Source organism: Sediminibacterium sp. (genome assembly GCF_019264485.1).
GTDB lineage: Bacteria > Bacteroidota > Bacteroidia > Chitinophagales > Chitinophagaceae > Sediminibacterium.
In genome coordinates this window covers 111,276-137,522 of the sequence record NZ_JAHVAA010000007.1, presented here as the reverse complement: position 1 = coordinate 137,522, position 26,247 = coordinate 111,276, and the positions used below count along the sequence as shown (strand labels likewise).

At 41.2% G+C, this 26,247-nt stretch carries 16 protein-coding genes; 6 read left to right on the top strand and 10 right to left on the bottom strand.

Features of this window, described 5'->3' with window-relative positions:
* Positions 1-67 precede the first annotated feature (67 nt).
* The 6 genes from KXJ59_RS05010 to KXJ59_RS04985 are packed head-to-tail and all read right to left on the bottom strand — an operon-like array spanning position 68 to position 9,046.
* Positions 68-2,395, bottom strand: coding sequence for a TIM-barrel domain-containing protein (locus KXJ59_RS05010; protein WP_295201830.1), 2,328 nt, complete (start codon positions 2,393-2,395; stop codon positions 68-70).
* 36 nt (positions 2,396-2,431) lie between these two features.
* Positions 2,432-4,219, bottom strand: a complete 1,788-nt coding sequence (locus KXJ59_RS05005) for a DUF885 family protein (protein ID WP_295201828.1) — start codon at positions 4,217-4,219, stop codon at positions 2,432-2,434.
* Positions 4,220-4,242: 23 nt separating this feature from the next.
* Entirely contained in the window at positions 4,243-5,487 is a 1,245-nt protein-coding gene (locus KXJ59_RS05000) for an FAD-dependent oxidoreductase (protein WP_295201827.1), read from the bottom strand.
* An 18-nt stretch (positions 5,488-5,505) separates the two neighbouring features.
* On the bottom strand, positions 5,506-6,507 hold the full coding sequence (locus KXJ59_RS04995) for a 4-hydroxyproline epimerase (protein WP_295201825.1): 1,002 nt from the start codon (positions 6,505-6,507) through the stop codon (positions 5,506-5,508).
* A 21-nt stretch (positions 6,508-6,528) separates the two neighbouring features.
* Positions 6,529-8,118 (bottom strand): aldehyde dehydrogenase (NADP(+)), encoded by a 1,590-nt coding sequence (locus tag KXJ59_RS04990; RefSeq protein WP_295201823.1) that lies wholly within the window; start codon positions 8,116-8,118, stop codon positions 6,529-6,531.
* Positions 8,102-9,046 carry a dihydrodipicolinate synthase family protein gene (locus KXJ59_RS04985; protein ID WP_295201821.1) on the bottom strand — a complete coding sequence of 315 codons (945 nt, stop codon included), beginning with the start codon at positions 9,044-9,046 and terminating at the stop codon, positions 8,102-8,104. The genes KXJ59_RS04990 and KXJ59_RS04985 overlap by 17 nt, the downstream gene beginning before the upstream one ends.
* A 742-nt stretch (positions 9,047-9,788) precedes the next feature.
* On the opposite strand from KXJ59_RS04985, the gene KXJ59_RS04980 reads away from it, so the two are divergent.
* Positions 9,789-10,691, top strand: coding sequence for an AraC family transcriptional regulator (locus KXJ59_RS04980; RefSeq protein WP_295201820.1), 903 nt, complete (start codon positions 9,789-9,791; stop codon positions 10,689-10,691).
* A gap of 172 nt (positions 10,692-10,863) precedes the next feature.
* Here KXJ59_RS04980 and KXJ59_RS04975 read toward each other — a convergent pair whose 3' ends face one another.
* From KXJ59_RS04975 to KXJ59_RS04960, 4 genes are all read right to left on the bottom strand, one after another.
* Positions 10,864-13,152 carry a S9 family peptidase gene (locus KXJ59_RS04975; protein WP_295201818.1) on the bottom strand — a complete coding sequence of 763 codons (2,289 nt, stop codon included), beginning with the start codon at positions 13,150-13,152 and terminating at the stop codon, positions 10,864-10,866.
* Positions 13,153-13,160: 8 nt separating this feature from the next.
* Positions 13,161-15,737 (bottom strand): alpha-L-arabinofuranosidase C-terminal domain-containing protein, encoded by a 2,577-nt coding sequence (locus tag KXJ59_RS04970; protein WP_295201817.1) that lies wholly within the window; start codon positions 15,735-15,737, stop codon positions 13,161-13,163.
* A 17-nt stretch (positions 15,738-15,754) separates the two neighbouring features.
* Positions 15,755-18,160: a beta-L-arabinofuranosidase domain-containing protein gene (locus tag KXJ59_RS04965; protein ID WP_295201815.1), complete on the bottom strand. Its 2,406-nt coding sequence runs from the start codon at positions 18,158-18,160 to the stop codon at positions 15,755-15,757.
* A gap of 157 nt (positions 18,161-18,317) precedes the next feature.
* Positions 18,318-19,475: an aldose epimerase family protein gene (locus KXJ59_RS04960; protein WP_295201813.1), complete on the bottom strand. Its 1,158-nt coding sequence runs from the start codon at positions 19,473-19,475 to the stop codon at positions 18,318-18,320.
* 186 nt (positions 19,476-19,661) lie between these two features.
* On the opposite strand from KXJ59_RS04960, the gene KXJ59_RS04955 reads away from it, so the two are divergent.
* The 5 genes from KXJ59_RS04955 (at position 19,662) to KXJ59_RS04935 (ending at position 26,092) form a co-directional block, all read left to right on the top strand.
* A complete protein-coding gene (locus KXJ59_RS04955; protein ID WP_295201811.1) occupies positions 19,662-20,366 on the top strand; it encodes an NUDIX hydrolase in 705 nt (234 codons plus the stop codon).
* An 84-nt stretch (positions 20,367-20,450) separates the two neighbouring features.
* Entirely contained in the window at positions 20,451-22,130 is a 1,680-nt protein-coding gene (locus KXJ59_RS04950) for a ribulokinase (RefSeq protein WP_295201808.1), read from the top strand.
* 24 nt (positions 22,131-22,154) lie between these two features.
* Complete coding sequence (locus tag KXJ59_RS04945) at positions 22,155-22,853, top strand: L-ribulose-5-phosphate 4-epimerase (RefSeq protein ID WP_295201805.1); 699 nt, start codon at positions 22,155-22,157, stop codon at positions 22,851-22,853.
* 27 nt (positions 22,854-22,880) lie between these two features.
* Positions 22,881-24,371, top strand: coding sequence for an L-arabinose isomerase (araA, locus tag KXJ59_RS04940; RefSeq protein ID WP_295201802.1), 1,491 nt, complete (start codon positions 22,881-22,883; stop codon positions 24,369-24,371).
* Positions 24,372-24,406: 35 nt separating this feature from the next.
* Complete coding sequence (locus KXJ59_RS04935) at positions 24,407-26,092, top strand: sodium/solute symporter (protein ID WP_295201800.1); 1,686 nt, start codon at positions 24,407-24,409, stop codon at positions 26,090-26,092.
* Positions 26,093-26,247: the final 155 nt, after the last annotated feature.

Here is a 26,247-nt window from a genome sequence, read left to right as displayed (position 1 = left end):
GGTGATAACCCAAATCCATCTTTGCCTGAACATCAGTGTTGGTATTTAGAAAAGAAAGTTACAATCATTATAACTTGATCTGCTGTTTTGAACCATTGAATTTTATCAGCTTTGTTTTTTGTTCAGCAACCCACTCTACCATAAATGTTCTTGATTCATTTTTTAATCCACCCGGCTTCATGATTGGATCAATAGTAAAAACACCTGTTTTATTATTCCAGTTAAAAGCTATGGTTCTTGATTTCCCTTTCAGGTAATCCTGACTGATACCATCATCTTCATACAAAACAAATGCTCCGTCAGCACCAGTATATATTTTTAACCGAATCGGAGTATTGGTTATTTCATCTACATACTGCTTCACTGTATCTACCGGAATAATGGCCCCTGCTTTTACATACAATGGCATAATAGAAAGATCAATTTGTTTATTCACCCGTCCGGCCCCGTTTATTTTTTCACCTGTCCACCAATCATACCAGATTCCATCGGGCAGATAAACAGATCTTGTTTTTGCCTGTTTTTCGTACACAGGTGCTACCATAATTTCCTTTCCCCATAAAAACTGATCGCCAATACCTGCTGCTGTACTGTCTTTCGGATAATGCAGCCATAATGCACGCATCATCGGAAGCCCCTTTGTTCTTGCTTCCCATGCCAGCGTATAAGTATATGGCATTAACTGGTAACGCAACTCGTTGTACTGTTTGATAACAGGTTCAATGGCTGGATTATTCAGCGCAGATTCAGGAGGATTATTTCTGTTTTCTTTAGGACCCATACTACTCAAACCCCAGCCCCATGGAAGATGTAACCACCATGTTCTTCCATGTGAGCGAAACGATGCGTTAAAGGCAGCAAACTGGTGCCAGCGTGCATACATTTCACCACTATAATCTTCGGCAGGATAAAACCCGCCTATATCAGAGCCCCAAAATGGCGCAATGCTCAATGAATAATTAATACCTACTGCTATTTGCGCCTCCAGTGTTTTCCATGATGACTCCGTATCTCCCGACCATACCCATCCACCCCATTGTGCAATACCGGGGTAGCCATTACGGTGAAGACTCCATGGTCGCTGATTGGGGTTGGTTGATAGATGTCCCTGATAATATAACTGATGACGTTTAATGCGTTCGTGCAGGTTAAACCAGTCTCCCTCATCGGGCCAGAAAGCATCTACACCCATGTTAACCAATGGTTCATGTTGTTTCCAGTAGTTGGCAATATGTGAAAGCGAATGGGTTGATTCTTCTTTCCTGGCAGGGATTGATCCATATAAAGTGGGTAATTCATCACGGTCCCATGGCACCATATGCAGTACCACTTTTACTTTATTCTTATGAAACTCATTCAGTACTTTTTGGGGATCACGCTTAAATACCTCAGGGTTAAATTCAAATGATGGCTGCATTTTATTCCACCCTCTCGGTGTGAATCCTGTTCCGAGATAAATAACTGCATCAATCGGAATCTTCTTCATACGAAAAGTATCAACAATCGAAGTCATCTGGTAATCATCCTGTAAAGTGCGGTGCGATTGCATATACCCCAATGCCCATTTCGGTGGCATTACAGCAGGGCCTGTGATGGCCGCATACTGTTGCATCATAACTGAAGGGTTCGATGCATCAAATATGAATACATCATACAATCCGTCAATCATTTCATTCACCGGCGGAAGTCCCTTTCCAAGATTTTGCCCCTGGTTACGCTGGGTTTGAGCCTGACCTGCTGATACCGGTGGTTTATAAGGAATAAAATATCCTTTATCTGTTGCCCGCATATCAACCAATACCCATGGTGTTGCCACGAAAAGCCCCCAGCCACTGGTTCCTATTAAGGTTGCTACCGGGTTTCTTGACCCATAAGCATCTCCCTGCCAGCGTGGCTGCATACTATCCATAGTTCCTCTTCTGTCAAACTGAACAACACTATTTCTCCAGTTTACGCCACGAACAGGTTTTGGTCCGCCCTCACCCATCCCCAGCACTTTTTCTTTTCCTTTCAAGTCAAAAGCTATCCAGCCATTTTCCTGAAACACCAGTTGCTGTATAAGTTTTTGCTGCTGATCGAAGACTTTTACCGTTAAAGGATTTCCTGTGATGCTGATTTTTAGTTTACCTATCGTCTGGTGAACAGTATTTTCAATTGAACGAAGTTTCAGTACGGGTGCATACGAGGCATTGGTTGCCAGTGCCGGATTAAGAGGCAAAGGTTTTTCATAGGAAACAGGTTTAAAAGTAACACGGATGGCATGTTCACCTGACTTACTGATTAATAGTTCAGCTGCTTCACCATTTGAGCTAGTGAGTTGTTGGGCTTGCGCAAAGCCGGTTATTAATGTCAGGCAGAGAACAATAGGCTGCCTGATGAAAGATTTTACTTTCATAAAAAGAGATTAAGTCAATAAGCAGGTTATGCCTGTTTATTTTTCGTTATAAAATCTCCAGTTGGTTTTAAAATCTTCCGTTAATGGCTGGCCTGTAAGAATAGCCCTTACCATTTCAACTGGCATAGCATTCATGGTAATCACTGCATCATGATACTGTTTGTACGACATCTTGCCGCTATCAACCAGTTCTTTTTTTAATGCATAGAACTGTCTGCCACCTGTTAAATAAGCCAGCTGATACAATGGCGGGTACCGGCCAGTAAATGAACGACGCACTTCACCTTCTGCATTGGCACGCTCATGACCTACTCGGTCTACAAGAAAATCAATACACTGCTGAGGTGTCCATTTACCCATATGATAATTAAGAGAGAAAATAATTCTTGCACAACGGTGCATGTGCCAGAACAACATCCCGATTCTGTCCTCTGGTGTTTTGGCAAATTGCATATCCCATAAAATCAGCTCCCAGTAAAGGGCCCAGCCCTCTGTCCAGAAGGGTGTACCAAAGTTGCGATAGGTTCTGTTACGTGAATTCATAAACTGTTGCAGGTTATGACCGGCAATTAATTCATGATGAACCGTGGCTTTTGAAAAATGAGGATTATTACCACGCATACTCATCATCCTGTCATCATATGCCATGGTATTGGTAGGATAAGAAATAATGATATCAGATCCACCTAAAAAGAATGGGTTTACCAACTGACGTTCAGGCGACATCATCATCATGCCCCATGTTTCTTCTGCCAGTGGTGGAATGGTAATGAGGTTATTCTTTTTAAGAAAATCAATTGACTCTGTATATAATTTCAGAATGGCTTCAGGTTGTTTACCTGCCGGCACATACATATTTTTCACTTTTTCCTGCGCGGCTTTCCAGTCGTTACCAAAACCCATTTCTTTGGCTGCTTTCAGCATCTCAGCATCACACCATGCAAATTCTTTATTGGCGATATCGATTAATTCCTCTGGTGTATAAGGAATCATTTCGCGTTGCAATTGTTTTACGAGATTATCTCTGCCTGCCTGTACTCCTACAATTCCGCTGTTATCTGTAGCTGTTAAACCACTATTGGCCTTACTTTTCCAAACACCGGCGTATGCGGTTAAGGCTTCATCTAATGCTTTATGAACAGTGGGTACCCACCAGGTAAACATGGGGTCGTAACCATTATAGAACTCATATACGCTTAGTGCTGCAGTTTTGATATTGTTGATTAATTCTCCTGCGGTAAAAACAGATTCAGGGTCAATCACTTTTTCTGCTTTCAGTTTTGTCTGAAGGTCTTTTATTTCAGTAATAATAGCAGCCCACTCTTTCGCTACCAGCTCTCCATTTGGTTGATGTCCCCTGCGACGGCTTTGTTCCAGCGCATAAATTTTACCGGCAAACGGCATCCATTTGATGATTTTTTTTACTTCTGCTTCTTCTGTCTGCAACTGCTGAGCCCTATCGTCAAGGTCTCTTTTGAAGAGAATATAATCTACTTTACACTCCTGTGAAAGTCCCTTGAAATTTACTGCTGCAAGTTTATTCTGATAATCTTTTACCAGTTGTTGTAAACGCTTGTTTCTTTCCGGAGAACCAACAGCAGCATCGCCACCGCCACCAAAACCGCCACCACCTCCTCTGTTAACTGCCGGAGTATAAAACCTGTTTAAAGTTCTGTTATCTGTTGCAAAGCCCTGTATAAGTGATGGCATTTCCTGGCATGGAACATATGCTTCTTTTGAAACCTGTGCTGTAGCTTCCTGCAATCCTGTACATACAGTACTTACCGTAAGCAGCAACAAAAAAGAGTAAGTGTGTTTTTTCATATAGCAGTTTTGGGTGTTGACAATTAATCGAACCGTGTTGGGTTGAATGCTTTTATATCAATCGTAGTAGATTTTTGAGAGGCGAGTTCTGCAATCAGTTTACCGGTTGCGGGTCCAAGACTTAATCCCATCATAGCATGACCTCCTGCGTACAACATATTATCATATTTATGTCCATACCCTATATAAGGCAACCCATCTGGCGAACAGGGTCTGAAACCATACCACACTTCTTCCTGTTTTGGCATTTCAATGGAAAGACCCGGAAGGTATGCAGGTACCGATTCAACTATTCCCTGTACACGACTCATGTTTACCTTATCATTGATCGGACCTATTTCCATGGTACCTCCAAAGCGCAAATCGTTACCCATTGGCGTAATTGCTACACGAGCTTCGCATAAAATGGAGGGCACCTGTAACCTGTTACTTGTATTCTTATGTGTAAACGAGTATCCCTTACCTGGCATTAATGGTAATTGTAAACCTGCCATTTGTAGTAAAGCAGGCATCCATGAGCCAGCGGCCATTACAAATACATCTCCATCAATCAACTGATCACCAGCCTGTACCGAAATAATTTTATTTGCCTTTCTATTGATTTGTTTTACGGGTTTCCCGACAATAAAACGAACGCCTTTCTGTTTCAGGTATTGAATCAGTTGTTCATTGAGTTTATTGGGATAGAGATGTGCATCACAACGATAATGAACCGCTCCCAGCACATCCAGTTTTATATGCGGCTCCAATGCCTGCGCCTGTTCTGCAGAAAGTGCTTCTACATCAAGCCCCATACCCCTGGCTGTTTCAGCCATATGAATTTCTTCTTCCCCTACTTTTTCTGTTTTATAATACATGATGATTCCCTTTTTTTCAAAAGCGAAATCAAAACCAGGTTGAGCGCTCAGGTCTTCGTACAGTTTTTTGCTTAGCAGGTTTATATCAGTTAATGGACGTGCAGATTTTTTTACGTTTGCGTCATTCGCAGATTTGATAAACTTCAATCCCCAGTTGATCAATTGACCACTGAGCGATGGCTTTACATAAAAAGGGCTTTTTGAATTAAACATCCACCTGATACCTTGTGCTACAATTCCCGGAGCTGCGAGTGGTACAAAATGACTGGGTACAATCATACCCAAATTACCATATGAACAACTATCAGTAAGGTCTGTTTTGTCAATAACAGTTACATCCCACCCATCCTGTACCAGGTAGTAAGCCGAACTTAAACCAATAATACCTCCACCTATAATAACTGCCTTCATAATTCAATCAATTCAAAATCAAATAACCTGGAACCCATGTGCATATGGGTCTTCATCGTCTATAATAATTGTGTTGTATCCTGTAACAATGGCCCAGCCTTCAATACTGGGAACAATAGCAGGCTTACCATTTACGGTTGTCTCTGCTTCAATTCTTCCGGTAAATGTTGAGCCAATAATACTTTCATGTATAAACTCATCTCCCTTCTTCAACTTTCCTTTTGCATACCATTGCGCCATTCTTGCAGATGTTCCTGTTCCGCAGGGAGATCGGTCGATGGCTTTGTCACCATAAAAAACAGCATTTCTTGCAGTAGATGATGGCGATACTGTTTTACCCGTCCACAACAAATGACTTAACCCTTTGATGTTTTCATTTTCAGGATGAATAAATGAATATTGCTCATTGAGTCTTTGCCTGCAAACACGGCTCCATGAAATCAGTTGATCGGCTGTATGATTTTCAATTCCGGTAAAATTGGTTTGCGGATCTACAATGGCATAAAAATTTCCACCGTAAGCTACATCAACTTTAATCATACCCAGATCAGGGCATTCCACTTCAAGATCAGCTGCGTAAAGGAAGGCAGGTACATTCGTCAATTTTACCGACTTTACTTTTTTGCCTTCCTGCTTGTACTCAATGAGCACTAACCCCGCAGGTGTTTCAATTCTTAACTGACCGGGTTGTTTCGGAATAACGAGACCTTCTTCAATGGCAATGGTAATGGTTCCAATGGTTCCGTGACCACACATGGGTAAACAGCCGCTGGTTTCAATAAACAATACGCCAATATCATTTTGTGGATCGAGTGGCGGATAAAGAATGCTTCCGCTCATCATGTCGTGGCCTCTTGGTTCAAACATCAACCCTTTCCTGATCCAGTCGTATTCTGCCAGAAAATGCAATCTTCTTTCCATCATGGAATTACCTTCCAGTAATGGTCCGCCACCAGCAACCAAACGAACAGGGTTACCACAGGTGTGAGCATCTATGCAGAAAAATTTTTTATGTGCCATCGGTAATAATCAATTCAAAAACTAAACAATCGGTTCTCTGGTAAATGCGCCGTTTACTTTACGCATGATGCCAGCTTCATTTTCGTTCTGTAAGTAAACAGGTAATAGTTGTTGCGGGCAATCCTGGTAACAGACAGGCCGTACAAATCTCCTGATTGCTTCTGTTCCTACAGAAGTGGTTCTTGCATCAGTTGTGGAAGGGAAAGGACCTCCATGTACCATGGCATGACATACTTCCACGCCTGTTGGTACATTATTGAAGATGAGTCTTCCTACCTTCTGCTGTAAAATATCGATCGTAGAGGTATATGCTGTTAACTCTTCGGTGTTGCCAAATACAGAACCGGTTAATTGTCCGTGCAGGGTTTTCAGTGCTGCTTCCAGCTGTGTTTTATCATCGCAGATAACCAGCATAGAACATGGGCCAAAGACTTCATCCTGCAAAGAAACATCTGCCATGAAGTCTGTTGCCGAAACAGATAACAATGCAGGACTTGCTTTGAATGATGAAGACATGTCTTCACCAGAATATAATTGCGTTACACCTTTTGCCTGAGCCGTTTTGTTACGGTCATTATAATAGCTTTTGCAGATCGCTTTGTTCAGCATGGTTCCTGATGCGGCACTTGACAAAGCAGCAACGAGCGATTCTGTAAAAGCATCTGTCGTGCGTGATTTGATTACAAATAACAATCCGGGGTTGGTACAAAACTGCCCCACACCTAATGTCATTGAACCTGCAATGGCAGCGGCTGTTTCACTTGTTCTGGCAGCCAGTGTTTCAGGTAATAATACTACCGGATTGATGCTGCTCATTTCAGCATATAATGGTATGGGCTCTTTTCTTTTTTGTGTTACGGTAGCATACAATGCCATACCTGCGCGGTATGAACCTGTAAAACCAATAGCTTTTATTGCCGGTTCAAGTGCGAGTTTTTGTCCGAGTGTAGCCCCTTCTCCATTCAGTGAAGAAAAGACTCCATCAGGCATTCCTGTTTTTTTTGCGGCGGCCTGTATGGCTGATGCCATGAATTCATTGGTGCCTGCATGTGAGCTGTGTGCTTTTACAATTACAGGGCAACCTGAAGCCAGTGCTGAAGCTGTATCGCCACCTGCCGTAGAAAATGCAAATGGAAAATTGCTTGCAGCAAAAACTACTACCGGACCAACAGGTTGTAATATCCTGCGCAGGTCTGATCTTGGTAAAGGTTTACGATCGGGCAAAGCCGTATCAATAACAGCATCGGCCCATGAGCCTTCACGAAGTAAAGCAGCAAAGAGCTTTAATTGGTTCATGGTTCTGTCTCTTTCACCTGTTAATCTTGCAAGGGGTAAACCAGTTTCAAGATTGGTACGTTCGAGCAGAGGATCGCCGATCAGTAAAATTTCTTCAGCAATCGCTTCCAGGAAAGTTGCGCGTTGCTGAAAACTGGTTTTACTGTAAATATCAAAAGCAGCTACCGCTTTTGCGATAGCTGCTTTGATTTCTTCATCTGTTGCAATATGAAACAATTCGGGAAGAATTTCTCCCTGAAGGGTACTGAACGATTGAAATGTTTCAGTCCCTTTTTTTGTTGTATCAAATCCAATTACATTATGCCCATGCAGCATCCTTCTTATTTTTCAGGTTCAAATAATCTGGCAATACCGGACGTGTTGCCAATGCTTTTTCGATAACAGCAGTAACTGCTTTTAGCTCTTCGCCTTCCAGCGGTAAACGTGGCGCCCTTACATTTGCAGTACCAATACCGGTATGTTGTGCAGCCAGTTTAATATACTGAACCAGTTTCGGATGAATATCCAATTCTAGTACAGGCAGGAACCAGCTATAAATTTTTAAAGCCTCATCAATCATACCTGCTTTTACCAGGCGATAGATGGCTACGGTTTCAGCAGGAAACGCATCAACCAGTCCGGCAACCCATCCGTCGGCACCTACACATAAGCTTTCCATGGCCAGCGGATCAACACCTGTTAATACGCTGAAACGGCTTCCAAAACGGTTATGCATACGTATTACATTCGACACATCGCGGGTTGATTCTTTAACCGCCTGGATATTTTTGTAGGGAACCATGGCTTCAAACATATCGAGTGTTACCATAATCTTATAATCAACAGGATTATTGTAGATCATGATAGGCAATGATGTAGCAGTAGCAACGGCTTTAAAATATTCCAGTGTTTCTTTGCTGTCTGCGTTGTAACGCATGGGTGGCAATAACATCAGCCCATCGGCACCATTCTTTTGTGAATCCTGTGCTAGCTGTATAGCCGCTTTGGTAGTCTGTTCAGCGATATTGATAATCACAGGAAAATCCTGCGGTACGATCTCCTTGGAATAAAACAACAGATCTCTTTTTTCTTCATTAGATAAAGAGCTGGCTTCTCCTAAAGAACCGCCAAGGATAATACCATCAACACCCGCATCCATCTGGGCCTGTAAGTTGGTTTTATATACATCGAAATCTACAGAATCATCTGCTTTAAATGGAGTAAGGAGTGCAGGATAAACACCCTTCCATGTTATATTAGCCATACTAAATAATTTATGAGTCAAAACTAACAGGAACTTCAGGGTACCTGTTTTTATGTATTAATAAATTCTATACCGATTTTAACTGTTTTTGCTAGTTCTTATACTATAGGGGTTAGTTTTCTCTTTCCATCACTTAATAACAACACATTATCAATTGAACACAATGAAACGATCAGCTTTAGTTATTATACATTAGAAGGCAATTATCTGTACACCTACTAATATATATACTATTCATAAACGATTTCCGTACTCCTTGCCTCATTTTAACTGCTCCCTCTATTTTTATACGCTTTTAAAGTCTCATCCAATAATTTAACCTGTTCTTACAGTGTTAGATAAAGTTTTGAGAATACTGCACCTGCAATTTTCATTTTATGCTCCCTGTTTTACTATAAAATGCTGCCTCCATAAGCGTTTTCGCCCAAAAAGGGAGCTTACCTATCTTTTTAAATGACGATTTTAATTCTTTTTAAAAGAGTCGTCAGCTTCCTCTGCGTTGCTTTTTCAAATATAAAAAAATAAACGTTATTTTGACACTAAATATACCAGTATTGGTTTCAGGGTCAACCATATAAATTATCTCTTTTTTCAAGAATTTTAACCTGTCATACAAATACAGGTTTCTTAAATGTGAAAATTAAGCAGCACATCTAATATCTTAACTGTCTATAGGTACAGAACCTCCTAATAGAGATAATATTGGTTACAATTGTTCTCTGGATTATTATAAACCCGATCAATGAAAGTTTTACAGTTTACCATACCCGTTCCCGGTGATAAAAACATCATCGTACAACATGACCTGCTGCCCTATTTTTATCCGCATTTGCACAGACATGATGAAATTCAGCTTACCTGGATTCAGAAAGGAGAAGGAACACTCGTGGTGGATAATAATATGTATCCGTTTGGTCCTAATGAAATTTATTACCTCGGCGCCAACCAACCACATGTTTTTAAAAGCGACCCCATGTATTTTTCACCTAAAAGCAAAAGAAAAGTACAGGCCATAACCATCCATTTCAATCCAAACGGCAAGCTGGCCTCTCTATTCGACCTGGCTGAAATGAAACATATTCAGACTTTTTTACAAAAGCACAACAACGGTTTTATAGTTCCCTCAGAACAGATCTCTGATATATCACATAAAATACAACAGGTAAGTAAAAGTAACAATACCGATCAGATGATTGCTTTTATCGACCTGCTCAAAAAATTTACTTCCATCCAGAAGCTAAAAGAATTGTCGAGTATATCCAACCTTACTACGGTTAGTGAACACGATGGTATCAGGCTGAGTCATATTTACCATTATATCATGGCCAATTATGCCAAGAGCATTACACTTGAAGACGTTGCACAACAGGCGCATATGACACCTCAGGCTTTCTGCCGTTACTTCAAAAAAAGAACACTCCACACTTTTGTTTCCTTTCTCAATGAAGTACGCATCAATGAAGCCTGTAAAAAATTAACCACAGGCGACAGTGATAGTGTTAGCATTTCTACGATCGCCTACAACTGCGGTTTTAATACCGTTACCAATTTCAACCGTGTATTCAAAACTGTTATCGGCAAATCGCCCAGTGAATATGTGGATGATTATTTCAGAAGCACTTACGAAGAAAATACGACTGTATAAACGAAGCAAATCATTTCGAAAAAAGATAATTTTTTTGCTTTCACTTATCATTTCCCAGGTTTTAAGAAAAGAGGGCTTGGTGAGGAGCTGTTAGCCATTAGCTTTTAGCTTTTTCAATTAAAGTCAAAATTTGCTACGTGAGCAAATTAGCTAATGGCTAACAGCTAAAAACTTACTCTTCTGCCGACAATTCATCTGCATTTCTATCTGGAGGATCAACACCCAATAAACTTTTTACAAAAAAATCTCTTTTTTTCGCTCTTCCATAAGGGCCTCCATCACTGTGTCCCATACCGGGAACCGCTAAAAAGTCGAATGTCTTTCTCGCTTTAATCAGCGCATCAGCCACACGGTAAGTTGATTCTGGCGGAACATTGGTATCGGCTTCACCTACAATCAATAAAAGCTTCCCTTTCAGTTTATGTGCGTTGGTAATATTTGACTGTTCATCGTAATGTTTAGCAATCGGGTAGCCCATCCACTGCTCATTCCACCATTGTTTATCGACGCGGTTATCATGACAGCCGCAAGCCGAAACTGCTGCCTTATACCAGCTGGGATGAAACAATAAACCACCCAGTGAGTTTTGTCCTCCAGCTGATGTGCCATACAAACCAACCCTTGTAGTATCTGCCTGCGGGTATTTGGCAGCCACCGCACGCATCCAGGCAATACGATCCGGGAAACCGGCATCAGCAAGGTTTTTCCAGCATACATCATGGAATGCTTTTGATCGGTTGGCAGTTCCCATACCATCGATCTGAACTACGATAAATCCGAGTTCAGCCATGCTTTGCATTTCACCAAAAGCAGAAAATGATTTAGGTACAAATGCATCCTGCGGACCCGCATAAATATTTTCAATAATGGGATACCTTTTTTTAGGATCAAAATTGGAAGGGCGACAAATAATACCCCATATATCTGTTACTCCATCTCTTCCTTTGGCATGAAAGGGTTCGGGTAACCTGAAACCTGCAGCTATATGTTTACTGATATCTGCTTTCTCTAGTTCCATCAACTGTTTACCATCGGCTACACGACCTAATACAGAAACCGGTGCCTGATCAACTCTAGAATAGGTATCTACAAAATATTGTTTATCTGGCGACCATGTGATGCGGTGATTAAAACCCGGCTTCGTTAGTGTAACCATATTCTTCCCGTCAAATCCAATGCGGTAATAATGAAGAAAATAAGGGTCTTCTCCTTTATTCATACCACTCGCCTGAAACCATATCTCTCTTTTTTTCACATCCACACTGTCTATCGCTCTCACTACCCATTCGCCTTTCGTGATTTGATTTTTGATAGTACCATTTTTGGCATCTACCAGGTAAATATGTCTCCAGCCATCTTTTTCTGTTACCCACAACACTTCTGCAGTCTCTGGCAAATAATAAGTAAAAATACGTTGCTCGTAAATAAATGTGCTGGTTTGTTCGTCTACGATATTGCGCGTACTTCCATCGGCAGCATTTACTTCTATGATCCTGAACCGCTGGTGACCACGATCTACTCTTTCAAACATAAAGTGATCATTGTCTCCCTTGTTCCAGTTGATTTTCGGTGCATCAAAGAAATCGATGATATCTGTTTTTACTTTCACAACAGATTTATCAGCTACTTTAATCAGGTGCATTTCATAGGTAGAAAAATCATCCCCGGGTTGTTTATAAGGACGTTCTTTCATTTCACCCCTTGTGGTACCGGGAACAGATGTAAGCACATAATATACTGGCTTATCAACCACACGTTTTATTTTATAAGCCACCAGGTATTTACCATCAGGCGACCAGGTAATATCACCATAAGGTAATGCCTGTGTTCCATCGGTTGTGTATTGAACTGCAGTACCTCCTCCTGTTGGCTCAAGATAAATATTGTGTTCCTTCACCACTACATTCCATTGATTATCGGGAGAAGTTCTTGCATTCCTGTTTCGTTGCCAACGACCCGGCATACGTGTTAAAGAAGGATATTCGGTTTTATCGACTGGTAGTGAATCAATTTTTGATACACTGTAAGTTGAAAGATCCACATCGTAAAATATTCTTCCCAGTGAAACAGCTATTTTTTTCCCATCAGGATATAAATAGGCATTTCTGATAGGTAAGCGATTAGCTGTTGCTTTTTTACCCTGTACCAATGTTATGGCTGAGGCCATTTTTACTGCATCAAATAAAGGGCGTTTTACATTTTTTACCGGATCAACATACAAATATTCAGACTGGCTATCAGGCAAAGCATTCCTGTACCAGAAAGCAGAAGGTCCGCTCCAGTTTGGCATTACAGTAAGTTTAAATGCTGTTCGCCTTGCCAGACTGTCTCTGTCATTGGCAGTTTTATACCTGGCCAGCATTTCATCACGCGAAGGGGCGTAGGATGGCAATGGTTTTTGCTGTGCCGGCAATTGACTTGCTACAGCAAATAAGAATGTAAGTATTAGCCAGCTTTTCATTTGTATCATTATTTTTTTGTGGGTATCCGTAAAACGGTGATAGAATATTTGGGGAAACTATGAACCAGTTTTTTAGCACCTGTAGTTTTCCCTGCCGTAGCAACCGGTATGTATTTTTTTGGCTCAGTAAATGAATTTTCTGCTGCAGTTTCGCCTGAAGCAATGGTGTATGCCTTATACGCACCTGATGCTTCAACAGTACCCTCAAGTTCAATCTCAGTTTCAATGGCTTCGTCATTCCCATTTACCATTTTCACAATCAGGTCGCCGGTCTTTTTATCACGACCTGCTATACCAATGAGTTTTTTTGGTTCGGTATATGAGAGTAACAAAACATCATCAAGGTAACAGTCTACTTTATCGTAACCTACTTCCAGTCTTATTTTGTACCATTTACCTGTTTCAATAGGTTTAGTGAGTCGTCTGGTGGGCGACACATTCGCTACAGACCCTTCACTTACAATTTCAAATACCGTACTGTTATTTACGAGTGCTCCGATATGAGCCCGTAACATAGAACCGGTTCCATTCACCGCAAAAGGAATAATAAAGGCATTGGTTCCCGAAAGCTTTCTGGCTTCCAGTTTTAAAGTATAGGTATCAAAAGATTTGTCTTTCAGAATCATTAACCTTTGTGCCCCTTGTGCAGTTTGTCCCATAGCTCCGTCTTTAACCTGCCAGGAGCCTCTTACCGACTGCCATTCATCAGCTTTATTCACAAAATCACTCTGGTAAACGGTCTGACCATTTTGAACCACTTCGATATTGCGGTATTCTGTTTGTGTATCCCAGGTTGCCAGTCCGATGCTTCCTTTGTTCTTTGGTTTTTTTACGGCCCCTTCTCTTTGTTGCAATGAGATGGGTAAATTTTCATCCGACCGCTGGTCATTCATCAACTGAATGGTGTAGTATGATATACGTGCAAAACTGCTGTCTGCTTTATACTTGATAAGATTTACCGGCCAGTGTCTTGTATTTACGTTTTCAAACAAAGGAGCATAACTCGACATTTTTACCAGGTCACCGTTATTTTCCATACCCAGTATATAAGCGGCATCATTTAAAGCAGCCTGCATATTACCATTTCCCACACCGGCATTTGTAGCATATTCTCCTACATATACTTCATAATCGCCTCTTTTATAATTATCGAAATGATCATAATTGGAAAACGACCAGAAAGCACTTTTATAAGCATGCTCATCAGCAACATCCGTTACTTTGATGCTGTCTAATGTTCGGCGATTGATATCACCAATACCCATACTGGATACAATCTTGATATCCGGATATTTTGCCTTGATCGCTTCATGGAAACGATTGTATCTTTTAGCATACCATGGGCCATGCTGTTCATTACCTACTTCCACATATTTTAAAGGGAAAGGCTTCGGATGACCATTCTGTGCACGTACTTTACCCCATTTAGAACTAACGGGGCCAACGGCATATTCAATGGCATCGAGCACATCATCAATTACAGCCTGAACTTCTCCGTCGCTGATAAAAGTGCCACTCCTGAATTCACAGGAAACACCGGCATTAAAAACGTATAAAGCATCTGACTTAATATCCTCACAAAACTGTAAATATTCATGATAGCCAAAACCATCACTCGACCAGTATCCCCATACGCTGAATGTACCAGGTCTGTTTTCGAGTGGGCCTATTGCATTTTTCCAGTTGGGTGCACTTTCAACATTCACTCCTTCTACAAAACAGCCTCCTGGCCAGCGTACAAAAGCAGGTTTCAAATCTGCCAGATATTGAGCCAGATCGGCTCGCAAACCGTTGGGTCTGTTTTTAAAGGTTTTCTTCGGAAATAAGGAAACAAAATCGAATGAAATTTCTCCTGTTGATTCCAGTCTGAAAGCAAAACTGGATTTACCATCTGTTTCAGATGCTGTTAATGTACAGTTGAGTTTTTTCCAGTCTTTACTATTTACTGATTTGAATGTATGTGATGCTATTTCCTTTCCGGCAGAAGAAAGTAACACCACTGTCAATGGTCCTTTGTAATCAGCATTTGTCTTTGTATAAAAACTCAGGGAATAAGATTCCCCTTTTTTAATATCAAAACCCCAGAACCCTTCATTTATAAAATAATCCTTTCCTGTTCCAGATAATTTTTCAACTGAAAGCAATGCAGACTGCGGTGTAGCTGTTGTTAATGGGTTATCGGTACTCACTGTAGCGTTTACTTTGGCCCCTTCACCTATTGATAATTTCCAATAAGGCATTGCTGTTTTAACGGGCCATGGCATACGCCAGTCGCTTGCTCTTCCATTCAGGTTATAATGTGGTTTCTTATTTGGATTGGCGTTCAGCATTCCATTTTCTACCACTGCTCCCGGAGGTATGCGACTCTCCTCAAAACCACGGTTCTGGATCATTTCAGCATAGAGACCACCTTCACCCCCATGACTTATTTCTTCAAAGAAAATACCATGTAGGTTCGGTGATACAGTATTCTTAACCTTGTCTGTATTTATTTTCATCGACGCACGTTCCTGTGCCACACTTAAGGATGCCGATGCAATAAAGCATCCCATCAACATTGTACGAAAAGAATGATTGACTTGCATAACTGCTTGCTTGGTTTTTATTTGATGATCCATTCATGAACACCGGTAGCATGATCTTTTGGTAAACGAATTTTCATTCGTATAGCCGTTGTTTTTACCGGTGCAAAGCGAACTGTATTGTATTTGTCTTTTGCATTTTCATAAGGTGCTGAAGTTTGCACAGGCACCCACTGATCGCCTTGTTTGTATAAAAGTTCCCATGATGCCGGAATACGACATCCACCAAAAGGACTATCATCATACCAGTATACTTTCGACTCCGTCACTGTTTGCTCCTCACTAAAATCATATTGTATCCACTCTTCCGTATCTTTTTTAGGCCACCAATGCAGGTAGAGTGCAGATTTATCTTCTGAATTGGAAGGTTCAAACTGGTCATTCAAAGCACTCAGCATCCGCTGGTTATTGATAGAACCACTGATCTTACTTTTCGAAGCAATTGTTGGTGCCGGTTTAGGACGTGCTGCAGTTTCCACATAAGGAATCCACACAACCATTTCACCTGAACCACGGTTGTTCCATGAGTAATAAGGAATGGCTTTTACAGGCTGGTCTTTTTTCAGTAAGGCTTCCGTGTTCAATTGTCGTGTTGTAGCACTGCCTGTACCATTCAGCAATAACACACCGTTTAATAATTGTGGATCAAATGATTCTTTTAATGAAGCCTGTTGTGGAACCACTATATTTTGAACTACTTTATCAGCATGATCAGGACCTTCCAGACAAAAAACCAATGGTCCTCTCTGCAAAGCGAATCTACCCTGATCGTCTTTTATTTTTTCGTTGGCTAATACTTTTTCAATCTCCATCGGTAATGTGAAACTTACCACATCCCCTTTTTTCCAGCTACGGTTAAATACAGCATAGCCCTTTTCGAGTGTGTACTCAACCGGTTTACCATTTATGCTGATCTGAATCTTTGTTTGTTGCTGATCTGCGAAACGATACAAGTCGCCAGGAACCGCTTCCTGTCTGGCCCAACCCGGTATTCTTACACGCAATGCAAACGGAATCTGTTTTTCTGGGTTTACAGTAATTTTTACTGCACCTTCCCATGGATAGGCTGTTTCCTGTGCAATTTTTAATTTTCCTGCTGGCAATACAACATCAGCCTCATTGGTCATAAACAGGTTTACATATACATTATTCTGATCCTGCGCATACACATAACCGGGAACAGAAGGCATAAAACGGGTTACGTTTGAAATACAACAGGCACAACCAAACCATGCACTACGCGAATGCTGACCCATAGATGCCAGTGGGTTTGGATAGAAGAATTTTTTTCCATCCTGCGCAATACCAGATAATACGCCATTGTACAATACACGTTCCATTACATCCACATATTTCGCATCGCCATGCAATAAAAACATACGGATGTTCCAATACACATTGGCAATAGAGGCGCAGGTTTCTGCATAGGCCGACATATTCGGTAATTCATAAGCAGCTCCAAATGCTTCTCCAGCACCTGTTGCACCGATACCACCCGTGAGGTACATTTTTTTTGTTACTACATCAGACCAGATATTGTCGATGGCTTTAATGTAGGAGGCATCGCCAGTAAGTGCTGCCACATCTGCCATACCCGTGTACATATAAGCCGCACGTACAGCATGACCTACTGCTTCATTTTGCTGAACCACAGGTTTATGCGACTGGCTGTACTGCGAGCCCCTTACCTGTCCGTTTCCACGGATATCTAAAAAGTATTTAGCGAGATCGAGGTATTCTTTTTTGCCGGTTACCCGATACAGTCTTGACAAACCTGTTTCAATTACCTGATGACCCGGGAAATAAGGCGCTTTGCCATGCAGAAAATCTTTAACAATCAGGTCAGCATTTTTGGTAGCAATATTCAGCAGGTTTTTTTTGCCTGTAGAAAGGAAATGCGCCACTGCCGCTTCATATAAATGACCTGCATTATAAAGTTCATGGCTCAGGTCAGGGTCTTTTTCCCAACGTTTTGGACTGATCCATGGGTGTAGTTTTTCAGGCTTCATCGTACGAAAAGTATAGAGATAACCATCGGGTTCCTGTGCGTCTGCAATAACGGCTATCAGGGAATCAACCGATTTATCAAGCGCCGGATTTGATTTTACCTGCAATGCGTATGAAGCACCTTCAATTACTTTGAAAATATCAGAATCATCAAAAGGATATTCTGTTAATTTACCCGGGGGCATCTTACCCGCCGCTTTCAGAAAATTATCTACACGGCCCGTTTCACGACACTTTTGCAAGACATAGGGAATCGTAACTTCCGCATTTGTAGTAATTCGGGGTGCCCAAAACTGATCATGTACATGTACATGATTGAATGTTACCGGTTGAATGGGATAGTCTTTCACCTGAGCATTCAGGTTACATACAGACAATAAGATTCCGGCAACAAAAAAATTGTTTTTGCAGATACTCATGTTTCCAAAATTTATATTTGATCTATCACCGGCCTTTCGTAAAACCGGTATTCATGCAGGGTTAAACCATTCTTAGCGAGACTTACAATCAGTCTAAAATTACAGTTGCGCTTATGTTTTATATTTTCAGATATTAACCAATCCTGAATCTATTTTGTTATTTCTGAATACCAAACTGATAAACAGTTGTTGTCAGGTATTTTTTTCCAGGCTCAAGGGTCGTGGATGGAAATGATGGTTGATTAGGCGCATCTGGATAATGCTGTGTTTCCAGACAAAATGCTGAACGATGACCATATGCTTTCTGTTGCTTACCCACCAGTTTACCATCAAGAAAATTGCCACTGTAAAACTGTATGGCAGGTTCGGTAGTGAATACATCCATCAATATACCAGTTGAACCTGCATATACCGATGCAGCTTTCTCTAAACCATTGGACTGCTTTTTATCAAGTACAAAATTGTGATCGTAACCAAGTCCGTTTTTAATCTGTACATGATCAGCCGCGATTTCTTTACCAATCTGTTTTGCCGTTCTGAAATCAAATGGTGTGCCTTCTACTGTAACCGGATCTCCTGCAGGAATGAGGGTTGTATCAACTGCAGAATATTTAGATGCATATATAGTAAGTATATGGTCGGTAATGGTTTCATTCCCCTGTCCGTTCAGGTTAAAATACGCGTGGTTAGTGAGATTCACCACTGTAGCCTGGTCGGTACTGGCTTCATAATCGATCTTTAATTCATTGGCATCAGTTAATGTATATACAACTTTCACAGTAAGGTTACCTGGATAGCCTTCTTCACCGTCTTTTGATACATAGCTTAATTCTAAAGTGTGATCATCTTTCTGAACAGCGTCCCAAACCTGGTTATGAAAACCCTTTGGCCCGCCATGTAAACTGTTTACACCATTGTTAGCAGCCAGTTGGTAGGTTTTGCCATTCAGGGAAAATTTTGCTTTTGCAATACGATTCCCATAGCGACCTATCAATGCTCCAAAATATGTTTCGCTTCGGGTACGATAATGATTCAGGCTATCGTAACCCAAAGTAATATCGGTCATCACACCATTTTTATCAGGCACCACCAGCGCTACCACTCTTCCTCCATAATTGGTAATAGCCGCCTGAACACCACTGCTATTTTTCAGTATGTATAATTGAACAGCTTTGTTGTCAACCGTAGTTTCATAAGCGGCCTTTAATGCAGCCGTATCAAGCACTGTAGCAGTTGTTTTATCTGCGGGTGAAGATGTACATTGTACCAGTAAGGTAGTAATGGCTAAAACGGCTATACACTGTAATTTTTTCATATGGTTATGATATGGTTTGCAATCGATGTAAATTATCCTGAAACCCTTAAAGGGCCGTACCAAATTAGAGAAAAATTATTAATTGTAAAAAAAACACTTATTATTTTTTTCGGAATACTTATATTTAATCCTGAGATTTGTTACTTTGAAAACCAATCACTCACACTTCTGAGATAGCACAGTATTATGGTCAGGTATCATAAACAGACACGCATATTGGTTGCCATAGATTGTATCATCTTTGGCTTTGACGGCACAGAACTGAAACTCCTGCTGGTTCAGCGTGGGCTGGAATATGAAAAAGGAAAATGGAGTTTAATGGGTGGTTTCATTCAGAAAGATGAAGACTTCTCCAGTGGCTCGGCCCGTATCCTGAAAGAGTTAACAGGTCTGGAAGGTGTATATATGGAGCAGTTGTATGCTTTTGGTGATGTAACCCGTGACCCGATTGAGCGCACTGTTTCTGTAGCCTACTTTGCACTGATCGACATTCATAAATATGAAAAACAACTGAATGAAGATTATCATGCAGAATGGTTCCCGATAAAAGACACACCCAAACTCATTTTCGACCACCAGCAGATGGTTGACATGGCTAAGGAAAAACTACGCTACAAAGCCGCTTTTCACCCTATTCTGTTTGAGCTTTTACCCGAGAAATTTACACTGCCACAATTACAAAGTCTATATGAAGGCATTTTTGATTACCAGTTCGACAAACGGAATTTCAGCCGAAAACTGCAATCGACCAAGTTACTGGTAAAGCAAAAAGACAAAGACAAGGAAAGTTCTAAAAAGGGCGCCTTCTATTATAAACTCGACAAAAGACGCTATGCCGCTAATTTCCACGCCTTTCTGAACCTTATACCCAACCCGGGAAATTTGAAATAAACAGGAAAATTTCTTCCTGTTTTTTTTGTTTTCAATTTTTAAGTGTTAATTTGACACGAATTATACAACGCATATTGCCTGCCAATGAAAAAAGACAACTACGTTATTGGTGTAGATTATGGCACCGACTCCGTTCGCTCCATTATTGTAAATGCCGGTTCTGGTGAAGAAATAGCTTCTTCCGTTCATTATTATAGCCGCTGGAAAAAAGGACTCTACTGCAACGCTGCTGAAAGTCAGTTCAGACAACACCCACTTGATTATGTAGAGGGACTAACCGCAACCATTACCGATTGTTTACAAAAAGCTGGCTTACAGGTTGCGGAAAACATACGTGCCATTGGTATCGATACTACCGGTTCAACACCTGTGGCAGTAGACGCTTCAGGCCAACCACTGGCATTGAATCCTGCCTTTGCAGAGAACCCCAATGCCATGTTTATTTTATGGAAAGACCATACCAGTGTGCAGGAAGCTGCTGAAATAAATCAGCATGCAACAAAATTTGAAACCAACTATTTACAGTTTGTAGGGGGTATATATTCTTCAGAATGGTTCTGGGCCAAACTCTTACACATATTAAGAACCGATGAATCCGTTCGCAACGCCTGCGTGTCGTGGGTGGAACATTGCGACTGGATTCCATTTCTGCTGACTGGTGGTAAAGAGGTAGCGAATATCAAAAGAAGTGTTTGCGCCGCTGGCCACAAAGGTTTATGGGCAGAGGCTTTTAATGGATATCCTCCCAATGATTTTTTTACCCAACTAGATCCATTACTGAATGGTTATGTTGATTCACTCGGCAAACAGGCTTATACATCCGACAAATCTGCCGGTAATCTTTCTGTTGAATGGGCAGAAAAACTCGGTTTGTCAACATCGGTTGTAGTTGCCGTAGGTGCTTTTGATGCACATATGGGTGCGGTGGGTGGACAGATTGAGCCTTATCACCTGAGTAAAGTGATGGGTACTTCAACCTGTGATATTCTTGTAGCACCCAATGCCGATTTAGGAGAGAAAACAGTAAAAGGTATTTGCGGACAAGTAAACGGATCAGTCATTCCAGGTATGCTGGGGCTTGAAGCCGGTCAGTCTGCGTTTGGTGATACTTATGCATGGTTTCGAGAATTGATTTTAAGACCGGTTAAACAACTAATAGCTGAGTTGCAGATACTTGATGAGCAAACAACAGCAAAACTGGAAAAAGAACTTTCTGATAAACTCATTCCTTATCTTTCACAGGAAGCAGCAAAACTTCCCTTACAGGCTGATGATGAACTGGCGCTGGACTGGTTCAACGGGAGAAGAACACCCGATGCCAACCAGTTTTTAACAGGTAGTTTACATGGCTTAAATTTAGGTACTGATGCACCCTCCATTTTTAAATCATTGGTTGAAGCCACCTGTTTTGGCGCCAAGATGATAGTAGACCGTTTTATTCATGAGGGTGTTCCGGTAAAAGGATTAATTGGATTAGGTGGTGTAGCAAAACGCTCTCCTTATATAATGCAGGTAATGGCAGATATTATGAACATGCCGATACGCATTCATAAAAGTGAGCAGACCTGTGCATTGGGTGCCGCCATGTTTGCAGCCACTGCTGCCGGTGTGTATACAAAAGTAGAAGACGCTATGGAGCAGATGGGACAAGGTTTTGATGCAGTATATGAACCCAATGCAGCAAGGGTTCTATATTATCAGCAACGTTATATCCAATACCAGCGTGCAGGTGCTTTCACAGAAGCAAATGCACAGAAGCAATAAAGGATACACACAAAATAAATCAGCATGAGTAAGTATGATCAACTAAAAAAAGAGGCCTACGAGGCCAATATGCAGCTGCCCAAACTGGGGCTGGTATTATTTACATTTGGTAATGTGAGTGTGGTTGACAGACAGTTTCAGGTTTTCGCTATTAAACCCAGTGGCGTTCCTTATGAGGAGTTGAGTCCTGAGAAAATGGTAATTGTTGATTTTGATGGAAATGTGGTAGAAGGAACTTTACGTCCTTCATCCGACACTAAAACACATGCTGTTTTATATAAACACTGGAGTTCAATAGGCAGTATTGTACATACACATTCAACCTATGCCACTGCATGGGCACAGGCACAAAGAGATATTCCCATTTTTGGCACCACACATGCCGATCATACCACTGCATTTATTCCCTGTGCGCCTCCAATGAGTGATGAAATGATAAAAGGTGATTATGAAACAGAAACAGGCTTTCAGATACTGAATTGTTTCAAAGAAAAATCACTCGACCCTGCTGAAACTGAAATGATGCTGGTGGGAAATCATGCGCCATTTACCTGGGGTAAAACAGCACATAAAGCAGTTTATAATGCTGCAGTACTGGAAGAAGTGGCAAGAATGGCTTACCTCACTTTACAGATCAATCCCAATGCCCCGGTATTAAAAGATGCGCTGATCAAAAAACATTTTGAAAGAAAACACGGACCGGATTCTTATTACGGCCAATAATATTTTACATCAACAAAGACAAGCAATATGATTAATCTGAAGCAACTGGAAGTTTGGTTTGTTACAGGAAGCCAACATTTATACGGCGAAGAAACATTGAAGCAGGTAGCCGCTAACTCAACTGTAATTGCAGATGCATTGAATAAGGCTCCTAATATGCCTGTTCAGATTGTTTATAAACCTACGGTGAAATCTACCGAAGAAATATATGCCATTTGTCAGGAAGCTAACAATGCAACCAACTGTATTGGTATCATTACCTGGATGCACACTTTCTCTCCGGCTAAAATGTGGATCAGCGGCCTAAAGATTTTGCGTAAACCATTGCTTCATTTTCATACACAATTCAATCGCGATATTCCATGGGGTACAATTGATATGGATTTCATGAACCTGAACCAAAGTGCGCATGGTGACAGGGAATTTGGTTTTATCATGAGTCGTATGCGTATTGACAGAAAAGTGGTAGTAGGTCATTGGACCGATGCTGAATGTATTGACAAAATCAATGGCTGGATCAGGGTTGCCGCTGGCTGGCATGACTGGCAGGGTGCGCGTTTTGTTCGTTTTGGTGATAATATGCGTTTTGTGGCAGTTACCGAAGGAGATAAAGTAGAAGCTGAAATTAAATTTGGCTACTCTGTAAATACTTATGGTGTGGGCGATCTTGTACAGGTAATGAATGAAGTGAGTGAAGGAGAAGTAAATACACTTGTAGATGAATACATCAGTTCCTACACTTTAATGGATAGCTTACAAAAAAATGGCCCGCAACATGCATCACTGAAAACCGCTGCTAAAATTGAACTGGGCATTGAGCGCTTCCTGAAACAGGGTAATTTCAAAGGTTTCACTACCACTTTTGAAGACCTGCATGGTCTCGAACAATTGCCAGGTATTGCAGCACAGCGCCTTATGGCTAAAGGATATGGATTTTCAGGTGAAGGCGACTGGAAAACTGCTGCATTGGTTCGTGCCATGAAAGTAATGGGTAGTGGTTTAAAAGGCGGCAACTCTTTTATGGAAGATTATACCTATCATTTTAATCCTGATAATAAACTGGTGCTGGGTGCTCATATGCTGGAAATTTGTGAATCGATTGCCGATGGTAAACCGAGTTGCGAAATACATCCATTGGGCATTGGAGGTAAATCAGATCCTGTGCGACTCGTATTCAATTCGGGTTCGGGGCCTGCCATTAATGCTTCCATTGTTGATATGGGCAATCGTTTTCGTTTACTGGTGAATGATGTGATGGCAGTTGCACCTATCAGCAGTTTGCCCAAACTACCGGTAGCACGGGTACTTTGGAAGCCTTATCCAGATATGCAGAACGGTTGTGCAGCCTGGATCCTGGCGGGTGGCGCCCACCACACCTGCTACTCGCAGAATATTACATCAGAACAGATGGAAGATTTTGCCGCTATAGCCGGTATTGAATTTGTTTGTATTAATAACAATACCAAAATGTATCAATTTAAAAATGAATTGCGCTGGAATGATAAGTTTTATCAATAAAAAGCGAAATTACAGTATACGAAAACCACTAACTAATGAAAGGACTTGCCACTATTGACATCATTGTCTTTCTCTTTTATTTTATCATCGTAGCCGGATATGGTTACTGGATCTACCTCAAAAAAAAGAAAACAACCACCGACACAAAAGATTTTTTCCTGGCCGAAGGTTCTCTTACCTGGTGGGCCATTGGTGCTTCATTAATTGCATCCAATATTTCTGCTGAGCAGTTTATTGGTATGAGTGGTGAAGGTTTTTTTGTGGGAACAGCTGTTGCCGCCTATGAGTGGATCGCAGCACTGGCACTGATTATTATTGCCATCTGGTTTATGCCGATCTACCTGAAGAACAAAATCTTCACCATGCCACAGTTTCTTACCAACCGTTACAATGAAACGGTTGCATTGATTATGGCAGTATTCTGGTTATTTCTTTATGTATTTGTAAACCTTACATCCATTCTTTATCTCGGTGCCGTTGCCATCAATGGTTTGGTGGGTGGACAATACCTGCACCTGATTATGGTATTGCTGGCGGTTTTTGCACTTATCATTACACTGGGTGGTATGAAAGTAATTGGTTACACGGATGTAATTCAGGTAGCCGTTCTAATTATTGGTGGTCTTGCCACTACCTATATGGCCTTGCTGATTGTGAGTGAAAAATTCGGCTTTGGCAAAGATGTTATTGCCGGTTTCAATACCCTGCTTAAAGAAGCACCCGATCATTTCCATATGATTCTTGATAAACCTGGCCCCAATGCCACACAGGAAGAGATCAATAAATATCTTGTGTTGCCGGGAATCGCCATGTATTTCGCAGGACAATGGATCGTTAACCTGAATTATTGGGGCTGTAATCAATATATCACTCAACGTGCATTGGGTGCCAACCTGCAGACTGCCAGAACAGGTATTCTTTTTGCAGGTCTGTTAAAATTAATGATGCCTGTAATCGTTATGTTACCCGGTATTGCTGCATATGTTTTATACAAGAATGGTCACCTTCCACAACTCGAAGGCGGAAGTAAGGATGGTGCTTATTCTGCTATCCTCAGTTTCTTACCAAGTGGGTTAAAGGGTTTGTCGGTTGCCGCATTAACAGCAGCCATCGTGGCCTCACTGGCAGGAAAAGCAAACAGTATTTCTACCATTTTCACACTGGACATTTATAAGAAATACATCAAGCCAGGTGCTGATGAGAAGAAACTGGTTTGGACAGGCAGGGTAACCATTTTTGTTGCCATGATTGTGAGTGTATTGTTTACCTGGAACGACACACTGGGTATCGGAGGAGAGGGTGGATTTACATTCATACAGAAATATACTGGCTTTATCAGTCCAGGTGTATTTGCCATGTTTATACTGGGTATGTTCTGGAAAAGAACAACAGGCGCTGCTGCGATTGCAGGTGTAATCTGTGGTTTCGCATTATCTGTATTCTTTAACAACTATGCCCCTTCACTGCTGGGTAATGAAACCATTTTATATACTGCTTATCCAAATGGTAAGGGCGGTTATGAAATTCCGTTCCTGATTAATATGGGTTGGTCATTCTTCTTTACCATGTTAGTAATGATCCTCATCAGTCTTCGTGGACCTAAAGTGAATCCGAAATCTTTCATATTTGAGAAAGGCATGTTTAAAGTAAGCAATTCTGTACTGGTGTTAATCATCATTACATTATTACTACTCACTGCCCTGTATGTAAGATTCTGGTAAAACCAGTTATTCCATAAAATAATAAAGGGGACTGTTACGGTCCCCTTTATTATTTTATACAGTTCCACATCATTATAAACGACTCTGCGAAAACTCTGCTTCCTCTTGTTCTTTGCGGTAGAAATTCACCGCAGAGAAAGGAGAACACAGAGTTT